The sequence below is a fragment of the Streptomyces sp. NPDC005492 genome, from assembly GCF_040605995.1.
GTDB lineage: Bacteria > Actinomycetota > Actinomycetes > Streptomycetales > Streptomycetaceae > Streptomyces.
Genome location: NZ_JBEXDX010000026.1, coordinates 55,801 through 77,666 on the forward strand (window position 1 = coordinate 55,801; position 21,866 = coordinate 77,666).

The 21,866-nt window shown below is 71.7% G+C and carries 26 protein-coding genes; 6 read left to right on the forward strand and 20 right to left on the reverse strand.

The features are described 5' to 3' along the window. Positions 1 to 175 precede the first annotated feature (175 nt). From trpC to hisI, 6 genes are all read right to left on the reverse strand, one after another. The gene (gene trpC / locus ABZT04_RS29415; protein WP_356060005.1) at positions 176 to 985 is read right to left on the reverse strand and encodes an indole-3-glycerol phosphate synthase TrpC; all 810 of its coding nucleotides are present in this window, start codon (positions 983 to 985) and stop codon (positions 176 to 178) included. Between the two features lie 126 nt (positions 986 to 1,111). After that, the gene (locus ABZT04_RS29420; protein ID WP_356060006.1) at positions 1,112 to 1,567 is read right to left on the reverse strand and encodes a DUF2752 domain-containing protein; all 456 of its coding nucleotides are present in this window, start codon (positions 1,565 to 1,567) and stop codon (positions 1,112 to 1,114) included. A gap of 98 nt (positions 1,568 to 1,665) precedes the next feature. Beyond that, entirely contained in the window at positions 1,666 to 1,914 is a 249-nt protein-coding gene (locus tag ABZT04_RS29425; protein WP_356060007.1) for an HGxxPAAW family protein, read from the reverse strand. Positions 1,915 to 2,024: 110 nt separating this feature from the next. After that, entirely contained in the window at positions 2,025 to 2,666 is a 642-nt protein-coding gene (locus ABZT04_RS29430) for a TIGR02234 family membrane protein (RefSeq protein ID WP_356060008.1), read from the reverse strand. A 52-nt stretch (positions 2,667 to 2,718) separates the two neighbouring features. Then, complete coding sequence (locus ABZT04_RS29435) at positions 2,719 to 4,206, reverse strand: anthranilate synthase component I (protein WP_356060009.1); 1,488 nt, start codon at positions 4,204 to 4,206, stop codon at positions 2,719 to 2,721. An 11-nt stretch (positions 4,207 to 4,217) separates the two neighbouring features. After that, on the reverse strand, positions 4,218 to 4,613 hold the full coding sequence (gene hisI, locus ABZT04_RS29440) for a phosphoribosyl-AMP cyclohydrolase (RefSeq protein WP_356060010.1): 396 nt from the start codon (positions 4,611 to 4,613) through the stop codon (positions 4,218 to 4,220). Positions 4,614 to 4,695: 82 nt separating this feature from the next. Between hisI and ABZT04_RS29445 the strand changes: the two genes are divergently transcribed. Beyond that, positions 4,696 to 5,331 carry a TIGR03085 family metal-binding protein gene (locus tag ABZT04_RS29445; RefSeq protein ID WP_356060011.1) on the forward strand — a complete coding sequence of 212 codons (636 nt, stop codon included), beginning with the start codon at positions 4,696 to 4,698 and terminating at the stop codon, positions 5,329 to 5,331. Positions 5,332 to 5,335: 4 nt separating this feature from the next. Here the strand turns inward: ABZT04_RS29445 and ABZT04_RS29450 are convergent, their stop codons facing one another. The 10 genes from ABZT04_RS29450 to hisD form a co-directional block, all read right to left on the reverse strand. After that, on the reverse strand, positions 5,336 to 6,586 hold the full coding sequence (locus ABZT04_RS29450; RefSeq protein ID WP_356060012.1) for an MFS transporter: 1,251 nt from the start codon (positions 6,584 to 6,586) through the stop codon (positions 5,336 to 5,338). 42 nt (positions 6,587 to 6,628) lie between these two features. Then, positions 6,629 to 7,219, reverse strand: a complete 591-nt coding sequence (locus tag ABZT04_RS29455) for a helix-turn-helix domain-containing protein (protein ID WP_356060013.1) — start codon at positions 7,217 to 7,219, stop codon at positions 6,629 to 6,631. Between the two features lie 139 nt (positions 7,220 to 7,358). Beyond that, positions 7,359 to 8,114, reverse strand: coding sequence for an imidazole glycerol phosphate synthase subunit HisF (gene hisF / locus ABZT04_RS29460; protein WP_356060014.1), 756 nt, complete (start codon positions 8,112 to 8,114; stop codon positions 7,359 to 7,361). Continuing rightward, positions 8,111 to 8,509: a RidA family protein gene (locus ABZT04_RS29465; protein WP_356060015.1), complete on the reverse strand. Its 399-nt coding sequence runs from the start codon at positions 8,507 to 8,509 to the stop codon at positions 8,111 to 8,113. The genes hisF and ABZT04_RS29465 overlap by 4 nt, the downstream gene beginning before the upstream one ends. Further along, positions 8,506 to 9,246 carry a bifunctional 1-(5-phosphoribosyl)-5-((5-phosphoribosylamino)methylideneamino)imidazole-4-carboxamide isomerase/phosphoribosylanthranilate isomerase PriA gene (priA, locus tag ABZT04_RS29470; RefSeq protein ID WP_356060016.1) on the reverse strand — a complete coding sequence of 247 codons (741 nt, stop codon included), beginning with the start codon at positions 9,244 to 9,246 and terminating at the stop codon, positions 8,506 to 8,508. The genes ABZT04_RS29465 and priA overlap by 4 nt, the downstream gene beginning before the upstream one ends. After that, entirely contained in the window at positions 9,246 to 9,893 is a 648-nt protein-coding gene (gene hisH, locus ABZT04_RS29475) for an imidazole glycerol phosphate synthase subunit HisH (RefSeq protein ID WP_356060017.1), read from the reverse strand. Before hisH ends, priA begins: the two co-directional genes overlap by 1 nt. Next, the gene (locus tag ABZT04_RS29480; protein WP_355912548.1) at positions 9,884 to 10,048 is read right to left on the reverse strand and encodes a hypothetical protein; all 165 of its coding nucleotides are present in this window, start codon (positions 10,046 to 10,048) and stop codon (positions 9,884 to 9,886) included. Before ABZT04_RS29480 ends, hisH begins: the two co-directional genes overlap by 10 nt. Continuing rightward, on the reverse strand, positions 10,045 to 10,638 hold the full coding sequence (gene hisB, locus ABZT04_RS29485) for an imidazoleglycerol-phosphate dehydratase HisB (RefSeq protein WP_033284488.1): 594 nt from the start codon (positions 10,636 to 10,638) through the stop codon (positions 10,045 to 10,047). The genes ABZT04_RS29480 and hisB overlap by 4 nt, the downstream gene beginning before the upstream one ends. Then, positions 10,635 to 11,744, reverse strand: coding sequence for a histidinol-phosphate transaminase (locus ABZT04_RS29490; protein ID WP_356060018.1), 1,110 nt, complete (start codon positions 11,742 to 11,744; stop codon positions 10,635 to 10,637). Before ABZT04_RS29490 ends, hisB begins: the two co-directional genes overlap by 4 nt. Beyond that, the gene (gene hisD / locus ABZT04_RS29495) at positions 11,741 to 13,063 is read right to left on the reverse strand and encodes a histidinol dehydrogenase (protein WP_356060019.1); all 1,323 of its coding nucleotides are present in this window, start codon (positions 13,061 to 13,063) and stop codon (positions 11,741 to 11,743) included. Before hisD ends, ABZT04_RS29490 begins: the two co-directional genes overlap by 4 nt. A 171-nt stretch (positions 13,064 to 13,234) precedes the next feature. On the opposite strand from hisD, the gene ABZT04_RS29500 reads away from it, so the two are divergent. The 4 genes from ABZT04_RS29500 to ybaK all read left to right on the forward strand — a co-directional run bounded on the left by ABZT04_RS29500 (position 13,235) and on the right by ybaK (position 17,349). After that, positions 13,235 to 14,809, forward strand: a complete 1,575-nt coding sequence (locus ABZT04_RS29500; RefSeq protein ID WP_356060020.1) for an oxidoreductase — start codon at positions 13,235 to 13,237, stop codon at positions 14,807 to 14,809. A gap of 130 nt (positions 14,810 to 14,939) precedes the next feature. Beyond that, positions 14,940 to 16,073, forward strand: a complete 1,134-nt coding sequence (locus ABZT04_RS29505) for a hypothetical protein (protein ID WP_356060021.1) — start codon at positions 14,940 to 14,942, stop codon at positions 16,071 to 16,073. An 11-nt stretch (positions 16,074 to 16,084) separates the two neighbouring features. Then, positions 16,085 to 16,828: an LON peptidase substrate-binding domain-containing protein gene (locus tag ABZT04_RS29510; RefSeq protein ID WP_356060022.1), complete on the forward strand. Its 744-nt coding sequence runs from the start codon at positions 16,085 to 16,087 to the stop codon at positions 16,826 to 16,828. An 11-nt stretch (positions 16,829 to 16,839) separates the two neighbouring features. Beyond that, the gene (gene ybaK / locus ABZT04_RS29515; protein WP_356060023.1) at positions 16,840 to 17,349 is read left to right on the forward strand and encodes a Cys-tRNA(Pro) deacylase; all 510 of its coding nucleotides are present in this window, start codon (positions 16,840 to 16,842) and stop codon (positions 17,347 to 17,349) included. Positions 17,350 to 17,492: 143 nt separating this feature from the next. On the opposite strand, the gene ABZT04_RS29520 is transcribed toward ybaK, so the two are convergent. The 4 genes from ABZT04_RS29520 to ABZT04_RS29535 form a co-directional block, all read right to left on the reverse strand. Beyond that, positions 17,493 to 18,179 (reverse strand): hypothetical protein, encoded by a 687-nt coding sequence (locus ABZT04_RS29520; protein ID WP_356060024.1) that lies wholly within the window; start codon positions 18,177 to 18,179, stop codon positions 17,493 to 17,495. A 34-nt stretch (positions 18,180 to 18,213) separates the two neighbouring features. Next, positions 18,214 to 19,041, reverse strand: a complete 828-nt coding sequence (locus ABZT04_RS29525) for an ABC transporter permease (RefSeq protein ID WP_355912571.1) — start codon at positions 19,039 to 19,041, stop codon at positions 18,214 to 18,216. 64 nt (positions 19,042 to 19,105) lie between these two features. Next, positions 19,106 to 20,077, reverse strand: coding sequence for an ABC transporter ATP-binding protein (locus ABZT04_RS29530; RefSeq protein ID WP_356060059.1), 972 nt, complete (start codon positions 20,075 to 20,077; stop codon positions 19,106 to 19,108). A gap of 124 nt (positions 20,078 to 20,201) precedes the next feature. After that, positions 20,202 to 21,425, reverse strand: coding sequence for an NYN domain-containing protein (locus ABZT04_RS29535; protein ID WP_356060025.1), 1,224 nt, complete (start codon positions 21,423 to 21,425; stop codon positions 20,202 to 20,204). A 224-nt stretch (positions 21,426 to 21,649) separates the two neighbouring features. On the opposite strand from ABZT04_RS29535, the gene ABZT04_RS29540 reads away from it, so the two are divergent. Continuing rightward, on the forward strand, positions 21,650 to 21,814 hold the full coding sequence (locus ABZT04_RS29540; RefSeq protein WP_355912577.1) for a hypothetical protein: 165 nt from the start codon (positions 21,650 to 21,652) through the stop codon (positions 21,812 to 21,814). Positions 21,815 to 21,866: the final 52 nt, after the last annotated feature.

Sequence of the window (21,866 nt, forward strand, 5' to 3'; positions counted from 1 at the left end):
GCCATCGCATGCCGTTCACTTGCCCCGGCTCGTCTCCGATGACGTAGCGCACCCGACGACCGTGCACCCGGCGTGCGGGTGCGCGGCAGCCACGGGGGCGGCAGCCGCGCGCGAGGCGGGCGTACCGGTCCATGGAGGGGGTCGTCGGAGTCATCGCGAGGATCCTACCGGCCGATCAGCTACGGCCGTGTCGCAGTGCCGGGTGTTCGCCGGCCGCCACCAGGTCCGAGACCGCCGACTTGGGATCGCGGCCGGTGACCAGGGACTCGCCTACCAGGACCGCGTCGGCGCCGGCGTTGGCGTAGGCGATGAGGTCGTGGGGGCCGCGAACGCCGGACTCGGCGATCTTGACGATGTGGGCCGGGATCTCGGGGGCGACGCGCTCGAAGGTGCCGCGGTCGACCTCGAGGGTCTTGAGGTTGCGGGCGTTGACACCGATGACCTTGGCGCCGGCGTCGACCGCGCGGTCGACCTCGTCCTCGTCGTGGACCTCGACGATCGGCGTGAGGCCGATGGACTCGGCGCGCTCGATGAGGGACTCCAGTGCGGGCTGGTCCAGGGCCGCGACGATCAGCAGGGCGAGGTCGGCGCCGTAGGCCCGGGCTTCCCAGAGCTGGTACGACGTGACGATGAAGTCCTTGCGCAGGACGGGGATGTCCACGCGGGCGCGGACGGCCTCCAGGTCGGCCAGGGAGCCGCCGAAGCGGCGCTGTTCGGTGAGGACGGAGATGACGGCGGCGCCGCCCGCCTCGTAGTCCGCGGCCAGGCCCGCCGGGTCGGCGATCGCGGCCAGCGCGCCCTTGGAGGGGCTGGAGCGCTTGACCTCGCAGATGACCTTGACGCCGTCGCCGCGCAGGGCGGCGATCCCGTCCTTGGCCGCGGGAGCCTTCGCCGCGCGCTCCTTGAGCTCGTCGAGGCTGACGCGCGCCTGCCGTTCCGCCAGGTCGGCACGGACTCCGTCGATGATCTCGTCGAGCACACTCACGCGAGCGGCCCCCTTCCGGACGGTGGAAAAGCAATGGTCACATCTGACCTCGATGGTATCCGGAGGAAGGCGTGGGCCTCGCATCCGGTTGACGCCGGTCCCACTACCTGGACATACGCCGGTTGATCAAGGATGTAGCCAGCCACCGAAGGGCAGGTTCCGGACAACCGTGAAGACCAGCACCAACGCGCCCAGACCCCACATCTGGACCCGCCCGAGTTCGATCCGGGCCGGCCGGCCGCGCCCCGCGCGGATCACCCAGACGGTCCATACGACCAAGAAGGCCAGATAGCCCACCACCGCGATCGCGTTGTCCTGGAGGGCCGCCAGGAAGTCCCCGTGGATGAACTCGTGCGCGCTGCGCAGGCCGCCGCAGCCGGGGCAGTACAGGCCGGTGAAGCGGTACAGGGGGCAGACGGGGTAGTGGCCCGGCTGGTTCGGGTCGACGGTGCCGACGTAGGCGAACGCTCCGGCGACGGCCGCGAGGACGCCCGCGGGCACGGCGACGCGGTTCAGCACGGAGGCGGAGGCGGGGGCGCGCGTCTTCGGCATGCTCTGGCTGTCGGCGTTCACGTCTCGCATTGTGCCCCCTGGCCCTTTCGCGCCGCACACGCGCGTGAGGGGCGGTTCCCGGTGTTCCGGGACCGCCCCTCCACGAAGTGGTGGCTGACAGCTACGGCTCAACTGTCGGCGTGCGCCGTCTTGCCGAGCAGCTCGGTCAGGTCCTGGGGGCGGTCCTTGGGCATGCCCATACCCATCGCGCTCATGACCCAGCCGACGATGCCGCCGACGATCACGATCCCCATACCGGCCCAGAATCCGGCCGGCTGCGCCATGACCATGAAGGCGCCCGCGACCAGGAAACCGATGAAGGCGATGGTCGTACCGGTCCAGGCGGCCAAAGTGTGACCGTGGCTGTTGCCCGCCATGACTTGCTCCTCGTTGCTGTGTGCGTGTGTGAGCAGACGCTCACGGCTCATTGTTCCGCACGCGTGCGGGTGCGGTGCTTCGGGGTGGGTGCACGCGCGCGTCGGCGTGGTTACGCGCCTGTGGGGTCCTCGCCGCGGTCGAGGGCCTTCCAGATGTCCTCGGGGCGGTCGGGGTCCACCACGGGGGCCTTACGGGCCTTGGGGGCGCCGTTGCGTTCGTAGCGGCCGGACATCGCGGGCCAGCGGCGGCCGTAGAAGAGGGCGAGCAGGCCGGCCAGCAGGATCAGGCCGCCGCCGACCGCGGCGACGTAGGGCCAGGCGGTGTGGTCGAAGGCGTGCACGACGGACGAGGTGTCGCCGGAGGCCTGTGCGGCCTTGTCGTCGAGCGCGGAGCTGTCGGTGGCGCCCAGGAGGGCGGCGGCGACGATGCCTGCGCCGGAGAGCGCGAGGAGGGCGGAGACCGCGAAGCGGCCCGTCCTGCGGACGGCGAAGACGGCGACGAGCGCGGCGAGGCCCACTATGGCGAGCGCCGCGGGCACACCCGTGACGTCGCTGCCCTTGGCGGACAGCGGGAACGCGTCGCCGGCCACCGTCGCGGTCCCCATCGACCAGCGCTGACGGGTGGCCAGCAGTGCCACGGCCGCGCCGAGCGCACCGCTCAGCAGGGCCACGGCGAGGCTGCGGCGGCCGGCGCGCGCGGGGCCTTCGCCTTCGGAACGGGGGTGAGGAACAGCAGCAGTCACGTAGTCCACTATCGCTCGAACCCCGGGCGAACCGTCACCCGGGGTTCATATGACCCTCGTCCTATTGCCCGAGCCGGTTCGCCGTGTGCACCGCGCGCAGGACGGCCGCCGCCTTGTTGCGGCACTCCTGGTCCTCCAGCTCGGGGTCCGAGTCGGCGACGATGCCGGCGCCCGCCTGGACGTAGGCCGTGCCGTCGCGGAGCAGGGCCGTACGGATGGCGATGGCGGTGTCGGAGTCGCCGGCGAAGTCCAGATAGCCGACGCAGCCGCCGTACAACCCCCTTCTGGACGGCTCCAGTTCGTCGATGATCTGCATCGCGCGGGGCTTGGGCGCGCCGGAGAGGGTGCCTGCCGGGAAGCAGGCGGTGAGGACGTCGAAGGCGGTGCGGCCGGGGGCCACGCGGCCGGTCACCGTCGAGACGATGTGCATCACGTGGGAGTAGCGCTCCACCGACATGAAGTCGACGACCTCGACCGAGCCAGGTTCGCAGACGCGTCCCAGATCGTTGCGTCCGAGGTCGACCAGCATGAGGTGTTCGGCACGCTCCTTGGGGTCGGCGAGCAGCTCGTCGGCGAGGGCCTGATCCTCCTGCGGGGTCGCGCCGCGGTGCCGGGTGCCGGCGATCGGGTGGACCATCGCGCGGCCGTCCTCGACCTTGACGAGGGCTTCCGGGGAGGAGCCGACGACGTCGAAGCCGTCGAAGCGGAACAGGTACATGTACGGCGACGGGTTGGTGGCCCGCAGTACTCGGTACACGTCCAACGCGCTTGCCGTGCACGGTGTTTCGAAGCGCTGCGAGGGGACGACCTGGAAGGCCTCGCCCGCGCGGATGCGCTCCTTGACGTCCTCGACGGCCGCCCGGAAGTCGGGGCCGCCCCACAGCGCGGTGTACTCGGGAAGCTCGGAGGGCGGGAGCTGGGCGGGCGGCTGGGCCACCGCGCGGGAGAGGTCCGCCTCCATGGCGTCGAGGCGGGCCACCGCGTCCGCGTAGGCCTCGTCGACGCCCGTGTCGAGGTCGTTGTGGTTGATCGCGTTGGCGATCAGCAGAACCGAGCCCTCCCAGTGGTCCATCACGGCGAGGTCGCTGGTGAGGAGCATGGTCAGCTCGGGAAGCCCCAGGTCGTCGCGCTCGCCGGGGCCGATCTTCTCCAGGCGGCGGACGATGTCGTAGCCGAGATAGCCGACCATGCCGCCGGTGAAGGGCGGCATGCCCTCCTGGTGGGGGGTGTGCAGGGTCTCGATGGTGGCGCGCAGGGCGACGAGGGGGTCGCCGTCGACCGGGACGCCGACGGGCGGGGTGCCGAGCCAGTGGGCCTGTCCGTCGCGGGCGGTGAGGGTGGCGGCGGAGCGGACGCCGACGAAGGAGTACCGGGACCATCGAAAAGCTGTGCGGCCGTTCTCCGCGGACTCCAGGAGGAAGGTGCCGGGGCGCTCGGCGGCGAGCTTGCGGTAGAGCGCGACCGGGGTGTCGCCGTCGGCGAGGAGCTTGCGGGTGACCGGGATGACGCGGCGGTCGGAGGCCAGCTTGCGGAAGGTCTCGAGGTCCATGGCGGTTGACCTTACTGACCCGGGACGGGGGTGCCGGAATCGGCGCCGTCCTTGAGGAGTACGTCGGCGTCGAAGCAGGTGCGGGCGCCGGTGTGGCAGGCGGCGCCGACCTGGTCGACCTTCACCAGGACCGTGTCGGCGTCGCAGTCCAGGGCGACCGACCTGACGTGCTGCACGTGTCCCGAGGTGTCGCCCTTCACCCAGTACTCCTGGCGGCTGCGGGACCAGTACGTGCAGCGGCCCGTCGTCAGGGTGCGGTGCAGTGCCTCGTCGTCCATCCAGCCGAGCATCAGCACCTCACCGGTGTCGTACTGCTGGGCGATGGCGGGGACGAGCCCGTCGGGGCCGCGCTTGAGGCGGGCGGCGATCTCGGGGTCGAGGCTGCTGGGAGGGGGCGCGCTGGTCATGGTGCCATTGTGCCGCGCGGCAGTGACAACCCCGGCCGGGCGTCCACTGTGCGGACCCGGTGGGTGGTCGTAGGCTGACTGTATGTCGACCTTCGCCAAGCGTGAACGACTTCTCCTCGCCGACCTCCTGGAGACGGCGGGTCCCGACGCGCCGACCCTCTGCGAGGGGTGGCTGACCCGTGACCTCGCCGCGCACGTGGTGGTGCGGGAGCGCCGCGCGGACGCCGCCGGCGGCATCATGATCAAGCAGCTCGCGCCCCGTCTGGACCGGGTGATGGCGGAGTTCGCGGCGAAGCCGTACGAGGAGCTGATCCAGCTCATCCGTACGGGCCCGCCGCGCTTCTCCCCGTTCCAGCTCAAGCAGCTCGACGAGGCGTCCAACACGGTCGAGTTCTACGTCCACACGGAGGACGTACGGCGCGCGCAGGAGGGGTGGACGCCGCGCGAACTGGACCCGGTGTTCCAGGACGCCCTGTGGTCCCGCCTGGAGCGCATGGCCCGCCTGGTGGGCCGCACCGCACCGACCGGCCTGGTCCTGCGCCGTCCCGACGGCCAGACGGCGGTCGCCCACAAGGGCACACCGGTCGTGACGGTGACCGGCGAGCCCTCGGAACTGCTGATGTTCGTCCACGGCCGGCAGAGCGCGGCCAAGGTGGAACTGGACGGCGAGGAGAACGCGATCGCGAAGCTCCAGGAGGCCAAGCAGCTCGGGATCTGAGCGATCAGCCGGGGAGTTCGGCCCGGCGCAGGTCGCGCGCGCCCAGGGCGATGACCCCGCCCAGCCCGCAGACGACCGCGCTGGCCACGAACACCGGTCCGGTGCCCCACGCGCCGATCGCCGCGGCCGACAGCGGCATGCTGAGCGGAGCGAAGCCGAGGCTGACCAGGCTGGATACGGCGGTGACGCGGCCGAGGAAGGCGGGGTCCGACTGCGTCTGCAGCAGGGCCCCGCACATCGCGCCGCTGAGCCCGACGAGCAGCCCGATGAGCAGGGCCACACCGACCGCTGCGAGGACGCTCGGAACGTGGGCGAGTGCGGCGATGGCGAGGGAGCCGGCGATGATCGAGCCGCCGGCGACCTGCCCCGCGCGCGGCAGTCGGCCCCGTACGGCCAGCGCCATCGAGGCGCTCCCCGCGCCGACCCCGAACCCGGCGAGCACCCATCCCATTCCGGGCGCTCCCCAGCCCCGCTGGTCGACGAGCAGGGTCAGTCCCACGTTGAACGGTGCGACGAACCCGAGGTCACCGAGGGCTATGGCGAGCATCAGCGGGGCAAGGACACGGTGCCGGCGGATGTAGCGGAGGCCGACCACGAGATCGCGCCAGGCGGTGGTCGTGGTTCCGGCAGGCGTGTCGTCAGGGGGCAGCTCCCGGACCCGTACGGCGACCAGCAGCGGTACCGACACCGCGATCAGCAGCCCGGCTGCCCCGAACGCGGTCGCCGCGCCGCCGAACGCCACGGCGAGACCCCCGGCCGGGGCGCCGACGATCAGCGCGCACCGGTACGCGAGACCTCGCATGCCCTGCACCCTGGCGAGCTGCGCCCTGCCGGTGATACGCGCGGGCAGCGCGCCCACGGCGGGTACGAAGACCGCGTCCACGATGCCGAAGGCCAGGGCGAGCGCGGCAAGCAGCCACAGCACCGGGCCGGTGAGGAACAGCAGCACTGCCACGGCGCATACGGTCGCGCAGCGCACGGCGTCGCTGCCGATGACGACCCGGCGCGGCCCGAAACGGTCGGCGATGACTCCGCCGCCCAGCATCAATATCGCGCGGGGCAGCGCGCTGACCGACATCACCAGGCCGGCCTGTGCCGGGGATCCAGCCTGTACGGCGGCCCAGGACAGTGCGACGTAGTAGACGCCGTCGCCCGCCATCGACGCCGCGTAGGCACCGAGCCAGCGCAGGACGTTGGGGTCGCGGTGCGCCGGCCGGTCGTCCTGGCCGACCTGGAGCACGGGCGTGATGGTCACGGCGGACCGTCCTCTCAGACGCGGAATCTCGGGTGTGGAACCTCAGACGCGGAACGGGAAGCCGTACGTGTGCACCGCGACGTTCTCGCGGCCCTCGGTGTCACCGGCCGCGACGGCGGCCCGGCCGGATTCCTGGTATCGGCGCACCACGTCGCCCAACTCCTTGGACATCTCGGCCAGTTCGGCCGGGGTGAGCCGCAACAGCCACTCGGAGTTGTCGGCGGCCGACGTCCACGCGTCGCTCCAGTGGGCACGCTCGTCGAGGTAGCGCCGGTACATGTCGATGCGCTGGTCGAAGAACAGGCGGCTGGCGGCGGTGTGGGCGGCGGCCCTCTCAGGGGCGCCCCGGAAGTCCTCGTCGTGGACGCTCAGGCCGTCCGAGGCAGGCTGCCACCACCGCTCCCGGCCATCCCCGCTGCGTGGCTCGGCCTCCTCGATCAGCCCGTGCTCGGCCAGCTTGCGCAGGTGGTAGCTGACCAGCGAGACGGCCTCGTCGACCTGCTCGGCGAGCTGGGAGGCGGTCGCCACCTGGGCGATGATCAGCAGCCGGTACAACTGGGCCCGCAGCGGGTGCGCGATCGCCTTGAGCGTGCCCACGTCCCTGATGCGACGGTCTCTGTCTCTGTCGGTCACTCCCCCAGGCTAGATACAAAAGAAAAGTTGCGCAATATTCTTTGCGCAATGCTTCTTGCGCGACTTTCCTTCCGTATCTGCCCACAAGTAAGCCCCGACCGCCTGGCGATCGGGGCTTACCACGCCTCCACAGGAGGGGTCACCGCACTGGGTGCCCCGCCCCCCTCAGCGCCTGCTTCACCTCGCCGATCCGCAGATCCCCGAAGTGGAAGACGGAGGCGGCCAGTACCGCGTCCGCGCCCGCGGCCACCGCGGGGGGGAAGTCCGCGAGCTTGCCCGCGCCGCCGGAGGCGATGACCGGGACGGTGACGTGTTTGCGGACCGCCGCGATCATCTCCAGGTCGTAGCCGTCCTTGGTGCCGTCGGCGTCCATCGAGTTGAGCAGGATCTCCCCCGCGCCCAACTCGGCGGCCCGGTGCGCCCATTCGACGGCGTCGATGCCGGTGCCCTTTCGGCCGCCGTGGGTGGTGACCTCGAAGGAGCCGGACTCCGTGCGGCGCGCGTCCACCGAGAGGACGAGGACCTGTCGGCCGAACCGCTCCGCGATCTCGCGGATCAGGTCCGGGCGGGCGATCGCCGCCGTGTTGACGCCGACCTTGTCCGCGCCGGCCCGCAGCAGCTTGTCCACGTCCTCGGCCGTGCGGACGCCGCCGCCGACCGTGAGCGGGATGAAGACCTGCTCGGCGGTGCGGCGGACCACGTCGTACGTCGTCTCGCGGTTGCCGGAGGACGCGGTGATGTCCAGGAAGGTCAACTCGTCGGCGCCCTCGGCGTCGTAGACCTTCGCCATCTCGACGGGGTCGCCCGCGTCGCGCAGGTTCTGGAAGTTGACACCCTTGACGACCCGGCCGTTGTCCACGTCCAGGCAGGGGATGACCCGTACGGCCAGCGTCATGACGCGGGCTCCCCTCGGTACGCCTCCACCTCGACCTCGACGACCAGGCTCGGGTCGACGAAGCCGGACACGATGAGCATGGACGCGGCGGGGCGGACGGCCTCGAAGAGTTCCTTGTGTGCGCGGCCCACGTCCTCCACATCACGGGCGTGGGTGATGTACATACGGGTGCGGACGACATCGGCCGGGCCGAGGCCCAGTTGGTCCAGCGCCGCGAACGCGACGTTGAACGCGTTGACCGTCTGCTCGTAGGGATTGCCCCCGGCGATCTCGCCGTCCACTATCGACGTGCACCCGGAGACCAGCACCAGGCCGTTCGGCAGCTCCACCGCGCGGGAGTAGCCGAAGGCGTCCTCCCAGGGCGCGCCGGTCGTGACGCGTCGTAGCTCGGTCACCGGGCCACCGCCTCCAAGGCCTCTTCCAGGGTGAACGCCTTCGCGTACAGGGCCTTCCCGACGATGGAGCCCTCGACACCGAGCGGTACCAGCTCGGCGATGGCCCGCAGGTCGTCCAGGGAGGACACCCCGCCGGAGGCCACGACCGGGCGGTCGGTCGCCGCGCAGACGTTGCGCAGCAGCTCCAGGTTGGGGCCCTGGAGGGTGCCGTCCTTGGCGATGTCGGTGACCACGTAGCGGGCGCAGCCCTCGGCGTTGAGGCGGTCCAGCGTCTCGTAGAGGTCGCCGCCGTCGCGGGTCCAGCCGCGGCCGCGCAGGGTCGTGCCGCGGACGTCGAGACCGACCGCGATCTTGTCGCCGTGCTCGGCGATGACCTTGGCGACCCATTCGGGGGTCTCCAGGGCGGCGGTGCCGAGGTTCACCCGGGTGCACCCGGTGGCGAGGGCGGCGGCGAGCGTGTCGTCGTCGCGGATGCCGCCGGACAGCTCGACCTTGATGTCCATGGCGCCGGCGACCTCGGCGATCAGCTTGCGGTTGTCGCCGGTGCCGAACGCGGCGTCCAGGTCGACGAGGTGCAGCCACTCGGCGCCGGAGCGCTGCCAGGCGAGGGCGGCCTCCAGGGGCGAGCCGTAGGAGGTCTCCGTGCCGGACTCGCCGTGCACGAGCCGGACCGCCTGCCCGTCGCGGACGTCCACCGCGGGGAGGAGTTCGAGCTTTCCTGAGGACTGGGGAGACATCAGAGGGTTCCGATCCAGTTGTTCAACAGCAGCGCTCCGGCGTCGCCGGACTTCTCGGGGTGGAACTGGGTGGCCCACAGGGCGCCGTTCTCCACGGCGGCCACGAAGGGCTTGCCGTGCGTCGACCAGGTCACCAGGGGGGCGCGCATCGCCGGGTTGGAGACTTCCAACGACCAGTCGTGGACGGCGTAGGAGTGCACGAAGTAGAAGCGCGCGTCGGCGTCCAGGCCCGCGAAGAGCTGGGAGCCCGCCGGGGCGTCCACGGTGTTCCAGCCCATGTGCGGCACGATGTCGGCCTGCAAGGGCTCGACGGAGCCGGGCCACTCGTCGAGGCCCTCGGTCTCCACGCCGTGCTCGATGCCCCGCGCGAACAGGATCTGCATGCCCACGCAGATGCCCATCACCGGGCGCCCGCCGGCCAGTCGGCGGCCGACGATCCAGTCGCCGCGCGCGGCCCGCAGGCCCTCCATGCAGGCGGCGAAGGCACCGACGCCCGGCACCAGCAGCCCGTCCGCGTTCATGGCCTTGTCGAAGTCACGCGTTATCTCGACCTCGGCGCCGGTGCGCGCGAGGGCACGCTCGGCGGAACGGACGTTCCCGAAGCCGTAGTCGAAGACGACTACCTTCTTCGCTGGACTCAATTCCACACCTCCAGCCGCATGACCCCGGCGACCAGACACATCGCGGCGCCGATGGAGACCAGCACGATGAGGCTCGCCGGCATCTTCTGCTTGACGAAGGAGTACACCCCGCCGAGGAGGAAGAGTCCGACGACGATCAGGAGGCTGGAGAGGCCGGTCACAGCGCGCCCTTCGTGGAGGGGAGGATGCCGGCCGCGCGCGGGTCGCGCTCGGAGGCGTAGCGCAGGGCGCGGGCGAGGGCCTTGAACTGGCACTCCACGATGTGGTGCGCGTTGCGCCCGTACGGCACGTGCACGTGCAGCGCGATCTGGGCCTGGGCGACGAAGGACTCCAGGATGTGCCGGGTCATCGTGGTGTCGTACTCGCCGATCATCGGCGCCATGTTCTCGGGCTCGGTGTGCACGAGGTACGGACGGCCGGACAGGTCCACGGTGACCTGGGCGAGGGACTCGTCCAGCGGGACCGTGCAGTTCCCGAAGCGGTAGATGCCCACCTTGTCGCCGAGCGCCTGCTTGAAGGCGGCGCCGAGGGCGAGGGCGGTGTCCTCGATGGTGTGGTGCGAGTCGATGTGCAGGTCGCCCTCGGTCTTCACGGTGAGGTCGAACAGACCGTGCCGGCCGAGCTGGTCGAGCATGTGGTCGTAGAAGCCGACCCCTGTCGACACATCGACCTTGCCGGCGCCGTCGAGATCGATCTCGACGACGACCGAGGTCTCCTTGGTCACCCGCTCCACGCGTCCTACGCGGTTCATGCGCTCTGCTCCTTCTTGAGTTCACGGGCCGCGTCGAGGAACGCGTCGTTCTCTTCGGGGGTTCCGGCGGAGACCCGCAGCCACCCCGGGATGCCGTTGTCCCGGACCAGGACGCCCCGGTCGAGGATCGCCTGCCAGGCGGTGTGGGAGTCCTCGAACCGCCCGAACTGCACGAAGTTCGCGTCGGACTCGACCACGTCGTAGCCGATCGCCCGCAACTCGCCCACCAGCCGGTCCCGTTCGGACTTGAGCTGCTCCACGTACCCGAGCAGGGTGTCGGTGTGCTCCAGGGCGGCCAGCGCGGTCGCCTGGGTGACGGCCGACAAGTGGTAGGGCAGCCGTACGAGTTGGACGGCGTCGACGACCGCCGGGTGCGCGGCGAGATAGCCGAGGCGCAGGCCCGCCGCTCCGAACGCCTTCGACATGGTGCGCGAGACGACGAGATTCGGCCGATCTTCGAGCAGCGGCAGCAGCGAGTCGCCGTGGCTGAACTCGATGTACGCCTCGTCGACGATCACCATGGACGGCTTGGCGGCCTGCGCGGCCTCGTAGAGCGCGAGGACGGTCTCGGGCGGAACCGCGTTGCCCGTGGGGTTGTTGGGGGTCGTGATGAACACGACGTCGGGCTTGTTCTCGGCGATCCACCGCTCGGCGGCGGCGAGATCGATCGTGAAGTCCTCGTTGCGCGGACCGGAGATCCAACCGGTCCCCGTGCCGCGCGCGATGAGCGCGTGCATCGAGTACGACGGCTCGAAGCCGATCGCCGTACGACCGGGTCCGCCGAAGGTCTGGAGCAGTTGCTGGATGACCTCGTTGGAGCCGTTGGCCGCCCAGACGTTGGCCGGGCCGACCTGGTAACCGGCCGTGTCCGTCAGGTACTTGGCGAGCTGTGTGCGCAACTCCACCGCGTCCCGGTCCGGGTAGCGGTTGAGGTGGCGGGCGGCCTCACGGACCCGCTCGGCGATGCGCTCGACCAGGGCCTCGGGCAGCGGGTAGGGATTCTCGTTGGTGTTGAGCCGTACGGGGACGTCCAACTGGGGCGCGCCGTAGGGGGACTTGCCGCGCAGCTCGTCCCGTACGGGAAGATCGTCGATTCCGAAACTCACTTGCCGGGCACCTTCCAACCGAACCTTGCCTTGACCGCCGCGCCGTGCGCCGGCAGGTCCTCCGCCTCCGCCAGCGTCACCACGTGATGCGCCACGTCGGCGAGGGCGTCGCGGGTGTAGTCGACGATGTGGATGCCGCGCAGGAACGACTGCACGGAGAGCCCGGAGGAGTGGCAGGCGCAACCGCCGGTCGGCAGCACGTGGTTGGAGCCGGCCGCGTAGTCGCCGAGGGAGACGGGCGCCCACGGACCGACGAAGATCGCGCCCGCGTTGCGGACCCGGTCGGCGACGGCGGCGGCGTCGGCCGTCTGGATCTCCAGGTGCTCGGCGCCGTACGCGTCCACGACCCTGAGCCCCTCGTCGATGCCGTCGACGAGGACGATCGCGGACTGCCTGCCGTTCAGGGCCGGGACGATCCGGTCCTCGATGTGCTTGGTGGCCGCGACCTGCGGTTCCAGCTCCTTCTCGACCGCGTCGGCGAGCGTCACGGAGTCCGTGACCAGGACGGCGGCGGCGAGCGGGTCGTGCTCGGCCTGGCTGATCAGGTCGGAGGCGACGTGCACCGGGTCGGCGGTCTCGTCGGCGAGGACCGCGATCTCGGTGGGGCCGGCCTCGGTGTCGATGCCGATCTTTCCGGTGAAGTAGCGCTTGGCGGCGGCGACCCAGATGTTGCCGGGGCCGGTGACCATGTCGGCCGGGGCGCAGGACTCGGTGCCGTGGGCGAACATCGCGACGGCGGTGGCGCCACCGGCCGCGTAGACCTCGTCGACGCCGAGCAGGGCGCACGCGGCGAGGATCGTCGGGTGCGGCAGGCCGTCGAACTCGGCCTGCGCGGGCGAAGCGAGCGCGATCGAGGGGACGCCGGCCTCCTGGGCCGGGACGACGTTCATGATCACGGACGAGGGGTAGACCGAGCGACCGCCGGGCGCGTACAGGCCCACCCGGTCCACCGGCACCCACTTCTCGGTGACGGACCCACCCGGCACGACCTGGGTCGTGTGGGTCGTACGGCGCTGCTCGCGGTGGACGAGACGGGCGCGCCGGATGGACTCCTCCAGGGCCGCGCGGACGGCCGGGTCGAGCTGTTCCAGAGCCGTACGCAGGGTCTCGGCCGGGACCCGTACCGACTCCAGCCGTACGCCGTCGAACTTCTCGGCGAAGTCGATCAGCGCCGCGTCGCCCCGATGATGCACGGCCTCGCAGATCGGACGCACCTTCTCCAGGGCGGCCGAGACGTCGAAGTCGGCTCGGGGCAGCAGGTCGCGCAGGGCGGGCCCGTCGGGGAGGGCGTCGCCGCGCAGATCGATTCGGGAGATCACGTAAGCAATTCTCTCAGACCGCGATCGGGGGCTGCTCGCGCATATCAATGGCTGATACAGAACCTGGCCGGAATCCGGAAGATCCCCTTCACGGTTAGTGTTCCGGGCGTCACACAACGGGCATGAACAGGTGTGCGAGACGCATGAGCAGTCGAGAGGGATGACAGAGCAGTGACCGAGGGTGCCGGCCTCCCGGGGGACGTGCCGGACGACGCGACCGCCGCCGAACTGGGAATGTGGCAGGCCTTCCGCAACGGCAGCGTGTACGACCTGAGCAGCGGCGACACCGCCGTCGACGATCCGCACGGCGGGCATCCGTGGGGCGAGGAGCGGACCGTGCGGGCCCGCATCGTGTGCTGGCTGCTCCTCGACGGCCCGCCCCCGCTGTCGGGCCGGGTGGCCTCCCTGAAGCTCACCGGGCTGCGCATCACCGGCACCCTGGACCTCGCGGGCGGCACCGTCAGGCCGTACGTCGAACTGAAGGGCTGCCGGTTCGAGCAGGAGATCCTGCTGCCGGAGGCTCATCTCCAGACCGTACGACTGGTGGACTGCTCGGTGCCGCGCCTGGAGGCGGCGCGGGTGCACACGGAGGGCGATCTGCATCTGCCGCGGTGCCGCTTCCACAACGGGCTGCGGCTGACCGACGCGCACATCGGCACCGATCTGCTGCTCAACCAGGCGATCGTCTACCGGGACCGCACCGGGCGTTCGATCGCCGCCGACGGCATGACCGTGGGCCAGGACCTCCAGGCCGAACTCCTCGAATCGCACGGCGAGTTGAGCCTGCGCAGCGCCAAGGTCGGCGTCTCGCTGAGCCTGCGCGGCGCACGGCTGGCCAACCCGTACACCCGACTCGCCCTGAACGCCCCGCAGTTGACCGTCGGCCGCACCCTGTACCTCACCCCGGCCGGTGTCGGCGGCCCCTGGCTGAGCGGCACCACACCCGCGCACGGGACCCGCATCCAGCGCTTCGAGTGCCAGGGCGGGGTGCGGCTGGACGACGGGCGGTTCGGGGACGCCGTGGACCTGGAGCGGGCCCGGTTCGCCTTCACCGACGACCAGGAGCTGTCGCTGCGCCGGGTGCAGACGCCCGAGCTGCGCTTCCTCGGGGAGAAGCCGGAGCGCGGCAAGGTGGTGCTGTCGGGGGCGCGGATCGTCAACCTGATCGACCGGGCGACCAGTTGGCCGGAGCCGGGCAACCTCCACATGGGCGGCTTCTTCTACGAGAACCTGGTGCCGGTGGGTCCGTTCCCGCTGACCACGCGGCTGGACTGGGTGGCCGCGGCGACCGCCGAGTACGCCCCGGAGCCGTACGAGCGGCTCGCGACCGTGCTGCGCAACGCGGGTGAGGACGAGGACGCGCGGGAGGTGCTGCTCGCCAAGCAGCGCCGGCGCCGGGAGAGCCTGCCGGCCGCGGCCAAGGTGTGGGGGTTCGTGCAGGACTGGACGGTCGCCTACGGGTACCGGCCGGGCCGGGCCGCCGTGTGGATGGCGGTGCTGTGGGCGGCGAGTTCGCTGGCCTTCGCGCACGCCGACCACGCGCCGATGAACGACAACGGGCATCCGCCGTGGAGCCCCGCCCTGTTCGCCCTGGACCTGCTGCTGCCGGTGATCGACCTGGGGCAGGCGGGCCAGTGGCGGCTGCACGGCGGCTGGCAGTGGGTGTCCGTGGCGCTGATCCTGCTGGGCTGGATCCTGGCGACGACGGTGGCGGCGGGGGCGACCCGGCTGCTGAGACGCGGCTGAAAGCGACCCACATGCACAGTATTCGAACAGGTGAGCAATAGTCACCTTTTACCGGGGCTTGACCTGGTCGCGTACAACTTTCAGCCGGGTACCCGGACGCTCTGGCGCACGCCGGATCTCCGGTCTTTCAATGGTCGACACCATGGTTCTGCTGCGCGCGTTCATCCGCACCGCCCGGATGGCAAGGAACACCTCGCGGCTCGCCGCCGGGCTGCCGGCCGACGACGAGGTCCTCCTCGACGCGCCCGACGACCGGCTCGGCCCCGCGCTGGTCGCGGCCGGGCGCGGTGAGTACGGGCCCGCTGCCGGGCTGCTGGCCACCACCCGTGCCGCCGCCGAGTGGGAGGACCGCGACCGCTACACGCGCCGGCTCGCCGCGTTCGCCCGCTCCCGCCCCGAGTGGCTGGCGGACTGGCGCGCCGCGGCCCCGCACGACCCCGACGCGCTGCTGGTCGGGGCCCAGCTCGCGGTGGACCGCTGCTGGGAGTCGCCGGCCCGCGCCGAACTGCTGCGTGAGCTGAGCCCGCTGATCGCCGCGGCCGCCGAGGCGGGGCCGCGCGACCCGGTGCCGTGGCGCATCGCCCTCGACCAGGCGCGGGGCGCCAACGCCGGGCACGCCGAATTCGAGCGGCTGTGGGGCGAGGCGGTACGCCGCTCTCCGCACCACTACGGCTGCCATGTGGCCGCGCTCCAGTACCTGTCGGCGTCCTGCTGCGCCCAGTGGGGAGCCAGGCCCCACACCGCCCGCTGCTCGCACCGCGAGTGCTTCGACTTCGCCGAGCCGGCCGCGCAGGACGCCCTGCCCGGCTCGCTCGTCCAGGCGCTGCCGGTGCGGGCGGCCTTCGCCTGTCTGACCGACGGCTGCGCGCCGACGGTGCCCCGCGCGCGCCTCGACGCGGCGGCCGACCTCGCCATCGCCCTCTCCGCCACGTACGCGGCCGCCGACCCCTGGCCCGCCGAGGTCCGCAACCTGCTGACGTACGTCCTCATCCGCCTCGAACGCTGGACGGACGCCTTGGACCAACTGCGCCTGATCGGCCCGTACGCCACCTCCTTCCCCTGGGACCGGTTCTCGGACGACCCGCTGGGCCAGTTCCTGGAGATGCGCGACGGGGTGCGGATCGCGGTGGCCTCGGAGCTGCCGCTGGGCGGCCCGGTTCCCGCCGGTCTCCAGGGGATTCCGCGGCAGCCGTGGGCCTTCGAGAAGGCCCCGGAGCATCCACGGAGTGAGCACGTCGGTCGTGCCCGCTCCGGCGACCATTAGGCTTTTGCGCCGTGACCACCGTCCGGCTGCCGCTCTTCCCCCTGAACTCGGTTCTGTTCCCGGGGCTCGTGCTTCCTCTGAACATTTTCGAGGAGCGCTATCGCGCGTTGATGCGCGATCTGCTCAAGACCCCCGAGGAGGAACCGCGCCGATTCGCCGTCGTCGCCATCCGTGACGGCCACGAGGTGGCGTCCACCGCCCCAGGCATGCCGGACCAGACGGCCGTGCCCGAGCGCGGGCCCGCGGCCGGTTTCGGCCCCGACCCGCTCAAGTCCTTCCACTCGGTGGGCTGCGTCGCCGACGCGGCGACCATCCGGGAGCGCGCCGACGGCACCTTCGAGGTGCTGGCGACGGGCACGACCCGGATGCGGCTGCTCTCCGTGGACGCCTCGGGCCCGTTCCTGACGGCCGAGCTGGAGGAGCTGCCCGAGGAGAAGGGCGACGAGGCGGGCGCGCTCGCCGAGGGAGTGCTACGCGCGTTCCGTCAGTACCAGAAGCGGCTCGCGGGGGCCCGTGAGCGGACCCTGTCGACCGGCGACGCCGAGCTGCCGGACGAGCCGTCCGTGGTCTCGTACCTGGTCGCCGCCGCGATGATGCTCGACACGGCGGCGAAGCAGCGCCTGCTCCAGTCCCCCGACACCGCCTCCCGCCTGCGCGACGAGCTGAAACTCCTGCGCTCGGAGACGGCCATCATCCGCAATCTCCCGTCCCTGCCCGCGGCGGAACTGACCCGCGGCCCGACGAGCCTGAACTGAGGCCGCCCCCGATGGCGAAGAAACCCAAGAAGCAGCAGTCCCCGTCGGGCGGCACCCCCGCGACCGTGGCCCTGACGGCCGCGGGAGTGCCGTACGAGGTCCATTCCTACGACCACGATCCCGCCCACCCCTCCTACGGCGAGGAGGCCGCCGAAGCGATGGGCGTCTCCCCGGACCGCGTCTTCAAGACCCTGGTCGCGGACGTCGACGGCGCCCTGACGGTGGCCGTGGTCCCGGTGGCGGGCCAGCTCGACCTGAAGGCGCTCGCGGCGGCGGTGGGCGGCAAGCGCGCGGCCATGGCCGACCCGACCCTGGCCGAGCGCACCACGGGCTACGTCCGCGGCGGCATCTCCCCGCTCGGCCAGCGCAAGAGGCTCCGCACGGTCCTGGACGACTCGGCCGCCGCCCACTCCACCATCTGCGTCTCGGCGGGCCGCCGCGGCCTGGAGGTCGAGCTCTCCCCCGAGGACCTGACGGCCCTCACACAGGCGGTACTGGCGCCCATCGGGCGTGCGTGTTAAGCACAAGGGGCATGTCGAAGAAAACCAGGAAACGAAAGTGGCGCGTCAGGAAGCACCGCTCGAATCACGGACACCGGCCGGCCTAGGCTTTTCAGGCCGTCCGGCTTGGGGTTCTGGGGGCGGCAAGCCCCCAGCAACCCTCCCTACGACGACGGCGTCCCGTACCCGTCCGTAGGAACCGGCCCCTGCTGAAGATAGGGCGGCTCCGGATCCCGCGGCCCGAACAGCGCGGTCAGCCCGAGGTGGACGACCAGCGTGGCCACGGACCACGCGAGCAACGCCCCCTTGGCACCCAGCTTCAGCGGCGCCGAGAACGTGACCCCCTTGCCCGCCGACTTGGCGTGCGCGAGCACGTCCTTCGCCGGGCCCAGCCACATCCCGAGCCGCCACGCGAGCAGCGAGGCGAGCAGCCCGCCCACGGTCAGCGCGACGACCAGCGGCACTCCCCCACGCCGCCGCCACAGGAAGACGGCGAGAGCGCTCAGCACCCCGAGACCCACCGCGAGCAGAGTGAACGTTCCGTCCACCCCCACCGCCTGCTCACCCTCGGAATCCTTGAGGTACACGACCCAGCTCTTGTCGACCACGTCCCCGACCAGCGGCACATGCGGCGCCAGCCACCACCACAGCAGTCCGAGCAGCACCCCACCGAGCGCCACGGCGACCGTGACGACAGCGGCCTCGCGCAGCTCGGTCTTCATTCCGGGCCCGTCCTGTTCGTACGACGCGTCCTGCGGGGCGGGGGCCGGATACCCGGCACCCGGGGGCTGCCACGGCTCGTGCGGGGACTGGTCACGCGGCGGCGGAGGGGGAGTCAGCGGTGCGGTCACTGTGACATCGTGCCAGGCCCGGCTGTGCGGCGCGTCACCGGACGGCAGCCCGGCGATAGGCCCAGGTGGCGACGGCCAGCGAGACGACGCCGACGCCGGCGCATACGGCGAGGTCACCGAGGACGAGCGCCCAGTCCGGGTGCGGCCCGAACGTCTGCGCGAAGGCCTCCACGCCGTACGTCGACGGCACCAGGTCCCGCAGGAAACGGACCGCGTCCGGCATCCGGTCGGCCGGCAGCACGCCCAGCAACAGGGCCGCCGACATGCCCAACTGGCCGAGCAGCGTGGCGAGTTCTGGGCGCGGCGCGAGCAGTCCGAGGGCGGCGCCGAGTCCGGCGAGCGCGGCCCCGGCGAGCGGGATCACCGCCGCCAGGATCCAGATGTTCCCCATCGGCAGCCCGAACAGCACACACCCGAAGACGGCGGTGAGCGCGGTCCCCGGCACGGTGAAGGAGGCGTACGCCCCCGCCGCGCCCAGCACCACGGACGCGGGCGGCACCGGCAGGGTGGCGTAGTGGTCGAGCCCGCCGCTGCCGCGCAGTTGGCCGAAGTACTGCGCGAGCAGGTTCAGCCCGACGTAGGCGACGACGAGCACGGACGAGCCGGCGACCACGAACTGGGCGTCATGGCTGCCGCCGTCGACGACCCCGCGCATCATGATCAGGATGCCGACCGACTGGAAGGTCGCCACGAACAGCAGCGGAATCCGCGCGACCCGCGCCCGGGACAACTGCGCCCGGTAGACGGCGGCCATGGAGGGCCACAGCCTGGCCCGCGGCCCGAGCTCGGCCGCGCCCGTGCCGGCGGCCTCCGGCACGGCCAGGGGACCGCTCGGCAGAACATCGGCGGATACGACACTCACGTCGCGCTGCTCCTCTCGACGCCGGCAGTCGCCCTGTCCCATACGGATACGACAGCCCATGCACTCATGCCTTCACCAGCCCCCGCGCGTTTCCGCCCAATGCCAGATACACGTCCTCCAGGCTGGGCGTGGCCAGGGTGAAGTCGTCCAGCGCGGCGAAGGCGGCCCCGCCGGTCACCGTGGCGACGGCCACCCGGGCCTCCTCGGGGGCCAGCCGCAGCGTCCAGCGGCGGCCGGACTCCACAGCCCGGTCCCGCAGCGCGGCGACCTCCGGGACCTCCAGCGGCGGCTTCTCCCGCCACACCAGCTCGACCCGCACCTCTCCGGCGACCTGTTCCTTGAGCCCGGCGGGGCTGTCGCAGGCGATGACCTTGCCCTGGTCGAGGACGGCGACCCGGTCGAGGACGGTCTCGGCCTCGATGACGTTGTGGGTGACCAGCAGCACGGTGCTGCCGCGCTCGGCCCGGCGCCGGTCGACGGCGGACCACACGGCCCGGCGCGCCACCGGATCCATCCCGGTGGTCGGCTCGTCGAGCACCAGCAGCGGCCGCTCCCCGACCAGCGCGGCGGCCACACAAGCCAGCCGCCGCTGCCCGCCGGACAGCTTCCTGAGCGGCCGGCCGGCCAGCGCGGTGAGCCCCAACTCGTCCAGTACGGCGTCCCGTTCGGCCCGTGCCTCGCGCAGGCCCAGGCCGCGCAGCCGGCCGGTCGTCTCGGCGGCCAACGACACGGTCAGCTCGTCGAGCGCGGAGGACTCCTGGCCCAGGTAGGCGAGGATCCGCGCGGCCCGCTCCGGGTGCCGCACGATGTCGTGCCCGAGGATCTCGACGCTGCCGGCGTCGGGCCGCATCAGCCCGGTGAGCTGGCGTACGAGGGTGGACTTGCCTGCGCCGTTGGGCCCGAGCAGCCCGAAGATCTCGCCCCGGCGGATGTCGAGGGTTACCTCGTCGGTGGCCCGCACCTCGGGGGTGCCCGGCGCACCGCGTCGACCGCGCACCGCCGGATAGGTCTTGCTGAGCCCGCGCACCGCGCACACGACGTCACCACCGTGTCGAAGTGCCTGCCCCGCGCGCGTACTCACAAGGGACGAGAGTACGGGGTCGCGGAGCCCTCCCCGCTCTCGGGTTGGTCCATAGCGACAAATACGCCGGTAAAGAGTGTCACTCCCCGGCCGGCGCGTGCTCAGCCGCCGTCCGTACGTCGATCTCGCGCCAGAACCCGGCCCTGATCGCGTACCGGTCGTGCTCGTCGATCTGGTCGTCCTTGTGGGCGAGGAGCCCGAAACGGGCCGCGTAGCGCAGCAGTTCCCCGTCGATGCGGTGCGGGACGCGCGGATACATCCCGGAGAGTTTCTGCAGGTGGCCGCCCTGGTCGCCGAGCCGGCCCATCCACCGCCGGGCGAAGACCTGTCCCACCTCGAAGGGGTCGCCGCCGACCGTGGTGATGTCCTCCTCCCGGTCGGCCCAGCGCTGCTCGGCGGTGGTCAACTGCGCCAGCGTCGGCATCGAGGCGACCTCGGGCGGTTCGGCGGCGCCGCTCGGGCGGTCGACCCAGCCTTTGTCGGAGGACCAGCGCAGGGTCGCGCTCGCGGGGTGCTGCGCGGGCGCGGCGGCGCCGGGGGCCTTCAGGCTCGCCAGGTCCTTCGGGGTGGGGACGCCCTTGGGCGCGGGCACCCGCTCCTGTGTGCCGTTCTCCGAGCCGGCCTCGGCGGCCGCGTGCCCGTCGTCCTCGACGGGCCGCTCGCGGGCCGCCGGCGCGGACTCCGGCAGCGGCGCCGAGAGGATCGCGGCGATCTCCGGCCGCGGCACGGGCGGCGGCGCGCACACCCCGCCGAGGTCCTTCGCGCGTACGGCCTTGGTGATCCAGATCCGGTCGAGCACCCGCCGCTCGTCGGCCTCCGCGACCAGGTCCTCGGACTGGTTGTAGTCCCCGTCGGCGGCCTGTACGGCCCACAGGTGTACGGCGACGCCGTGCTCCTTGGCGGCCATCATGCCCGGCAGCAGGTCACCGTCGCCGGTGACGAGGACGACGTCGGAGCAGGCGCGGTTGCGGGCGAGTTCGGTCAGCTCGGCGTGCATGGCGGCGTCGACGCCCTTCTGCGCCCAGCGGCCGTCGCTGCGGGTCAGGGCGCCGAGGCGGACGGTGACCCGGGGCATCACGCGCAGCCTGCGGTGCTCGGGCTGCGGGACGCGGTCGGGGGCGCCGTCGAACCAGTAGATGCGCAGCAGCGGCCGTTCCGTGTCGGACTCGGCGCGTTCGCGCAGGCCCTGGATGAGTGCGGCGTGATCGACGGTGATCCGGGAGCGCGAGGGCTCCCCGGCGAGGAGACTGGCCGCCGCCCCCAGCAGATACCCGGCGTCCACCAGGACGATGCAGCGGTCCACGCGACTCACCCTCTTCCCGGTCGGTTCACTTCGGGCTTGCTTCGAGTCTGCCCGACCGCACAGGGGTTAACGGCCCGAACTCGATCTTCGGCGTGGCGTTTCGGGGCTTCTCTCTCGCATCAACCATGTCACACACGGTAATTATCCGAAATGCGTTCTTCGTCAGCCTATGTGAATCTGGTCGCGGCCCTGGCCCCTAGATCCCCCTCAGGAGGCAGATCACCATGGCCAAGAACAAGAACCGTGACCGTAAGCAGTCGCAGTCCGAGCGCGCCCAGGAGCAGGCCACCTCGTCCTCGATGGAGGCACAGGCCGAACAGCGCATATCCCAGGCGACTCCCAGCGACATGGCCCGCAAGGGCAAGCAGAAACGCTTCGGTCACAACTGAAGCCTGCTTGAGGGTTGTTGAGACCCAGGTACACGCCGAGGGGCGCATCCGT